Source organism: Mycobacterium sp. (genome assembly GCF_049281135.1).
GTDB lineage: Bacteria > Actinomycetota > Actinomycetes > Mycobacteriales > Mycobacteriaceae > Mycobacterium.
On the sequence record NZ_JBAPRN010000281.1, the window covers coordinates 1 to 4,640 of the forward strand.

At 65.0% G+C, this 4,640-nt stretch carries 7 protein-coding genes and 1 pseudogene; 3 read left to right on the plus strand and 5 right to left on the minus strand.

The window, feature by feature from the left end:
• Positions 1-76: 76 nt before the first annotated feature.
• Positions 77-469 (minus strand): hypothetical protein, encoded by a 393-nt coding sequence (locus WAN02_RS11380; RefSeq protein ID WP_422264271.1) that lies wholly within the window; start codon positions 467-469, stop codon positions 77-79.
• Positions 470-677: 208 nt separating this feature from the next.
• Here WAN02_RS11380 and WAN02_RS11385 point away from each other — a divergent pair, with 208 nt between their 5' ends.
• Both WAN02_RS11385 and WAN02_RS11390 read left to right on the plus strand, forming a co-directional pair.
• Positions 678-1,058 carry a YybH family protein gene (locus WAN02_RS11385; RefSeq protein ID WP_422264272.1) on the plus strand — a complete coding sequence of 127 codons (381 nt, stop codon included), beginning with the start codon at positions 678-680 and terminating at the stop codon, positions 1,056-1,058.
• Positions 1,059-1,323: 265 nt separating this feature from the next.
• The gene (locus WAN02_RS11390) at positions 1,324-1,512 is read left to right on the plus strand and encodes a hypothetical protein (protein WP_422264273.1); all 189 of its coding nucleotides are present in this window, start codon (positions 1,324-1,326) and stop codon (positions 1,510-1,512) included.
• A 14-nt stretch (positions 1,513-1,526) separates the two neighbouring features.
• Here WAN02_RS11390 and WAN02_RS11395 read toward each other — a convergent pair whose 3' ends face one another.
• Genes WAN02_RS11395 through WAN02_RS11405 form a run of 3 tightly spaced genes read right to left on the minus strand, consistent with a single transcriptional unit; the run spans position 1,527 to position 3,766 of the window.
• Positions 1,527-2,030 carry a hypothetical protein gene (locus WAN02_RS11395; protein ID WP_422264274.1) on the minus strand — a complete coding sequence of 168 codons (504 nt, stop codon included), beginning with the start codon at positions 2,028-2,030 and terminating at the stop codon, positions 1,527-1,529.
• On the minus strand, positions 2,027-2,284 hold the full coding sequence (locus WAN02_RS11400) for a hypothetical protein (RefSeq protein ID WP_422264275.1): 258 nt from the start codon (positions 2,282-2,284) through the stop codon (positions 2,027-2,029). The genes WAN02_RS11395 and WAN02_RS11400 overlap by 4 nt, the downstream gene beginning before the upstream one ends.
• A gap of 45 nt (positions 2,285-2,329) precedes the next feature.
• The gene (locus WAN02_RS11405) at positions 2,330-3,766 is read right to left on the minus strand and encodes a recombinase family protein (protein WP_422264276.1); all 1,437 of its coding nucleotides are present in this window, start codon (positions 3,764-3,766) and stop codon (positions 2,330-2,332) included.
• A gap of 14 nt (positions 3,767-3,780) precedes the next feature.
• Between WAN02_RS11405 and WAN02_RS11410 the strand changes: the two are divergent.
• Positions 3,781-3,906, plus strand: a pseudogene (locus tag WAN02_RS11410) (peroxiredoxin); the annotation flags it as partial.
• Here the strand turns inward: WAN02_RS11410 and WAN02_RS11415 are convergent.
• Positions 3,903-4,640 (minus strand): cytochrome P450 (locus tag WAN02_RS11415; RefSeq protein WP_422264277.1); only part of this gene is annotated, 738 nt, incomplete at its 5' end. The pseudogene WAN02_RS11410 and the gene WAN02_RS11415 sit on opposite strands and share 4 nt — an antisense overlap.

A 4,640-nucleotide genomic window follows, 5' to 3' on the forward strand; every position in this document is an offset into this window, starting at 1 on the left:
CCGTAGGCGAGACCGACCTTGCGGCCGACCTTGCGGCCGACGTAGCCGCCAACCAGAGCGCCGAGCAGCGGCGCGATCACGCGGCCGCCCGGCCCTTGTTGTGGTCGACGCACTTGCGCCACGCGGCACCGCCGGACTTGAGGTTCTCGCCCAGCACCTCGGGCTTGGCCTTGCCGATCTGCACGGTGCACTTCCAGTTCTCACCGGAGCCGGTGATGTTGTACGTGCGATCCCCGCATACGCCGGTGCCGGGGGCCTGGCCCTTGGCGTCCTTCTCGCCGTCGTTCGTCCAGGTGATCTTGGTGCTGGCCACCTTGGGCTTGGCCGGTGCCTTCTTGGCGGGTGTCTTGGCCGGTGCCTTGCCTGCCGGGTGCCGGGTCTTGGTCGCCGCCGTCTCCTTACGTGCCGCTGCCTGCTCCTTGCGGGCTGCGGGCAGGTTGGTCACCGGTGCCATTTCGTTGGTGCTCATCTGTTCTACTCCTTTGCTGGGGTCCGGCTGTTTGCCGTCCCTACCAGCAAGTTTACCGTCCGTTAGCTCAACTCGGTAGTTTGCTGAGAGTGAAAAGCCTTGTGGCACTGTGGTATTCGCCACGCTCCCCTCGCGGCTAGCGCGGGCGACTAGGGTATGACGCGCCAGGAGGAGAGGAGAACACGTCGTGCCTACCTCGGACGGTCCAATGGGCGCAGTGCTGCAATACGTCGAGGCGTTCAACAAAGGTGACTCGACGGCAATGGCAGCGACATGCGCTGACCCGATGCAAATTCTTGACGGAATGTCGCCCCATGTCTGGCAAGGGCCGACAGCCGCCGAAGACTGGTGGAGAGATGTGCTTGCTGAGGGCGAGCATCTCGGAGCTTCGGGCTACCGCATCTCGCTCGGCGAGCCACGGCACGTCGATGTCACCGGCGACTACGCCTATGTCGTTGCTCCCGCGACCATGACGTTCGACCTGCGCGGTCAGCAGGTCACACAAACTGGCTCGGTGTACACGGTCGCGCTTCGTAAAGTCGGCGCAGACTGGCGTCTGACGGCCTGGGCCTGGGCAAAAGGCGCTTGATTCTCTGCATGCCCGAAAGCGCTGAGGGGTGGGGGTTCAAAACTATGGGCCGCGCGATGGCGCACCAACGCGGAGCGTGTGGGCTACCCCCCCGCCGGAAATGCCCACAAAGCGGAAGTGACGGCCTCTCCCCGTGACGAGAGGGGCTTATCTAGAGGGTCTAATCAGCGAGATGCGCTGTGCCGCAACGGACTTGTACATTCTGTACGAGCTGCCGGCGAAGTAAGCACTTCGGTGAGCGCGCTTCGTTTGCGAGAATGGCCCCATGGACCGGCCCGGCCGCTACTACGCACTGCCGCCTCATGTGCGCGACGAGAAGATCCTGCAGCTCCGTCGCATGGGCTGGACCTACGCCCGCATCGGCAAGGCGGTCGGTATGGACGGCAGCGGAGTACGGCGCGCGATAGAGCGCATCAAGGACGGCGGGTTCGGCCAGGGAATGACGAGGAGCTGACGACGCGCCTGGCGTCACTTGTCCAACTCTAATCGAGCTGCCTCTAGGAATTTCCATTCCTCGGCCTCGCAGTACTTCTGCGGGTCTGTACCGCCCGTACCCTTCTTCTCCGCCTCGGTGAGCTTCTGTGCGTACTTTTTGGCGGCTTGCCGAACCGGCTCAGTGCACACGATGAAGATGGCCTTCTCACGCAACCAGAGTTGGTGGACTGGCGTACCAGCAGCGCCGGTGAGTTGCTGGACCATCGCGCCATGGGCGGGGTTCTGGGCACGTTCCTGCAGCACGCGCTGGACAGCGTGAGCAGCGTCCAAGAAGTTGGCGATCTGCTCGATCCTCTGGTTGCGAATCGCCGAGTTACGGTCGTTCTTACGCTGATTCCATTGCGTGAGAGCAACGGCCCCGAGCGTGGCGCCGGCGGCGAGTAGTGCGGCGAGTAGTGGTGGGACGAGTGTCTCCCAAAGGCTGGTGTGATTCGTTATCTCCACCGGAAGCGGCGGCGTGCCGGTCCAGACGCTCACCCGCAGTCACCTTCGATGATCGGCCACGCGCTCTGGCGCTGTGCGGTCCAGTAGTTCTCGCGGCCGTCGTTCGCCCCGAGCCGGCCCGGGATGTCTCCCGGCGGGACGCCCAGGTTGAACGCGCCGCACACCTCTTTGGTGGTGGTGTCCGGGCTGCTGGTGTCCGGGTCGTCCGGATCGGCGTGGGCGGGTGCGCCCAGCATCAACCCCGCCGCAATCAGCGCGGCCCCCATGACGGTGGTCGTGTATCTCATGCGGAGATCCTTTCTCGTCGTACGGCACCCTGCCGCCCGTACATCTCACAGGTCCTCTTTCCACACCACGTCGATGTAGTCCGGGTCGAACACCCTGGCACGCTTGCCGACCGGCAGCACCGTGATCGTCATCAGCGCATCCACGATGGTCCGCCGCCGCCCCAGGCCCAGGCCGCCGAATGCCGCCGCGACGTCCTCGGCGCCGATCACGCCCTCGAACACATCGACCTTGACGGCGTCGGTGAGCTGCGCGTCGATCGCCGCCAGCTTCTCGTTGGTCTCATCCAGCGCCGACTGCCTGAACGCCGCGGGAGCCGTGGCGAAGTCCCGGCCCAGCCGCACCAAGCCCTGCTCCAGTTCCCGCCGCTGCTCCCGCAGCGCGTTGGCGTCGACCTCCTCGTCATCGGTCACCACCAGGTCCACGGCGTCCTCCCGTGCCAGCCGGCGCACCACCATCTCGGTGATCAGCGCGTCCACCTGCTCACCGCCGCGGCTCACCTTGCGGCACTTGTAGCACCCGTACTGGCGTTTGCCCCGGTTGCTGACGTGGGAGGTGAGCGCGTGGCCGCAGTGGCCGCAGAGCGCGATGCCTGAAAGCAGGTACTTGCGGCCCTTGAACGTGCCGGTACGGCGGTCGGGGTGGGTGATCTTCGCGTGCGCCGCGCGCCAGGTCTCCTCGGTCACGATGGCGGGCCAGGTGCCTTCACCCACCACCTCGCCGTGGTACTCCCGCAGTCCCGCGTTGCGTGCCAGAAGCAGCAGCTCACGTACCCGCGTCCCGCTCCACGTTCCACCCCGGGGCGTCGCCACCCCCGCCTTGTTCCACCCCATGGCGATCTCGTAGAGCTTGGTCCCGGCCAGGAACCGGCTGTAGGCATCACGCATCAGCTTGGCCTCGGTCTCGTGCAGCCGGATCTCGTTGTAGACGGTGGGGTTGCGCTTGGCCGTCCACCACTTCCCCGTCACCGGGTCTGATTTGGCGTCGAACCCGAACGGTCTACTCGGCCAGGCTGGTCTCCCGCCGTCCTTGTTTGTCGCCTTCTGCTTGGCTGCCGCCTTCTGCCGCGCACTCTTGCGCTCTACCTCTGCCATCCCTACAGCCCCCTTGATCCGTGCGAACAGGCGCCCGTTGTCGGTGGCCAGGTCTACGTCGCCGGTGACGGTGGCCAGCTTGAGCCGGTGGTCGTCGGCCAGCTTCATGAAGTGCTCCAACTCGATGGGCTGGCGATGCAGCCGGTCCAGGTCCCACACCACCACCCGCGCGACCTTGCCCGCGGCGATGTCCTTGAGCATCTGCTGGTACTTCTCCCGCGTCTTGCCGTTGCTGGCGCTGCGATCGTTGTCGGGATACTCCCGGATGTCGTTCCAGCCCTTCTGCCTGCACAACGTCAGGCAGCCGTCGCGCTGGCGGTCGATGGCCAGCTCGTTGCCCTCACTGTCTCTGCTCTGCCGCAGGTAGACGGCGGTTGCGGGGGTTGCCATATGTACATGTTACCAAACGGTACAGCGGCGTGATCCGCTCGACATTCGTCGTTGACGAGAAGGGCAAGATCGCCGAGGCGCAGTACAACGTGAAGGCCACCGGACACGTGGCCAAGCTGCGCCGCGACCTGTCCGTCTAGTCGATGACGGCGGTCTCCTTATACTCGGTGATCGGCCGTGCGATCCCCTGTTCGTCGCAGACCCGCTGCAGCTTCTCCAGCGTCTCGTCGATCCCCGGTCCCAGTCGCTTGCCGGACGTGAAGGTGGCCGGAAGGTGCTGCATGCCCTGGATCACTCCGATCGTCCGATAGTGCACGGTGCCCTCGGCATCGCAGCGGTAGTCGGGCATCCGATCGAGTACGGCCGTGAGCATCGATTTGAACACGACGCGCGCGACGTTAGAGCCGATGCAGCGGTGGATGCCAAGCCCGAAGCTGAAGTGCCGGTTGTTCTTTCGGCCGAGCTCAAGTCGATTCGGATCGGGAAACACAGCGGGGTCACGGTTGGCCATCGCCCAGGACAGCCAGAGGCGCTCACCCTCTTTGAAGTGTGTGCCCGCTACGTCGAGATCGGCGGCGATGGTGCGACCGTCTCCTGGCGCTGGCGTGAAGTAACGCAGGAATTCCTCGGTCGCGGGGTCGAGCAGTGTTTCCGATTCTCGCCTCAGCAATTCGCGCTGCTCGGGGTTTTCTCCCAGCCATTCGAGTGCGTGAGCGGTCAGCGCCGTTGTCGTGTCAAAACCGCCACCGATGATCAAGGTCAGCATTCCGAGCAGTTCCATGTCGGGGGCAGGTTCACCATTGATCTGGAGTCTTGCCATCGCGTCCACCAGGCCGGGCCGCGGATTCTCCCGGATCTCCAGCAGGTGATTCAA

Coding starts and splice junctions, on each gene's coding strand:
- WAN02_RS11385 (WP_422264272.1), top strand. CDS start 678: ATGGGCGCAGTGCTGCAATACGTCGAGGCGTTCAACAAAGGTGACTCG.
- WAN02_RS11405 (WP_422264276.1), bottom strand. CDS start 3,766: ATGGCAACCCCCGCAACCGCCGTCTACCTGCGGCAGAGCAGAGACAGT.
- WAN02_RS11390 (WP_422264273.1), top strand. CDS start 1,324: ATGGACCGGCCCGGCCGCTACTACGCACTGCCGCCTCATGTGCGCGAC.
- WAN02_RS11400 (WP_422264275.1), bottom strand. CDS start 2,284: ATGAGATACACGACCACCGTCATGGGGGCCGCGCTGATTGCGGCGGGG.
- WAN02_RS11380 (WP_422264271.1), bottom strand. CDS start 469: ATGAGCACCAACGAAATGGCACCGGTGACCAACCTGCCCGCAGCCCGC.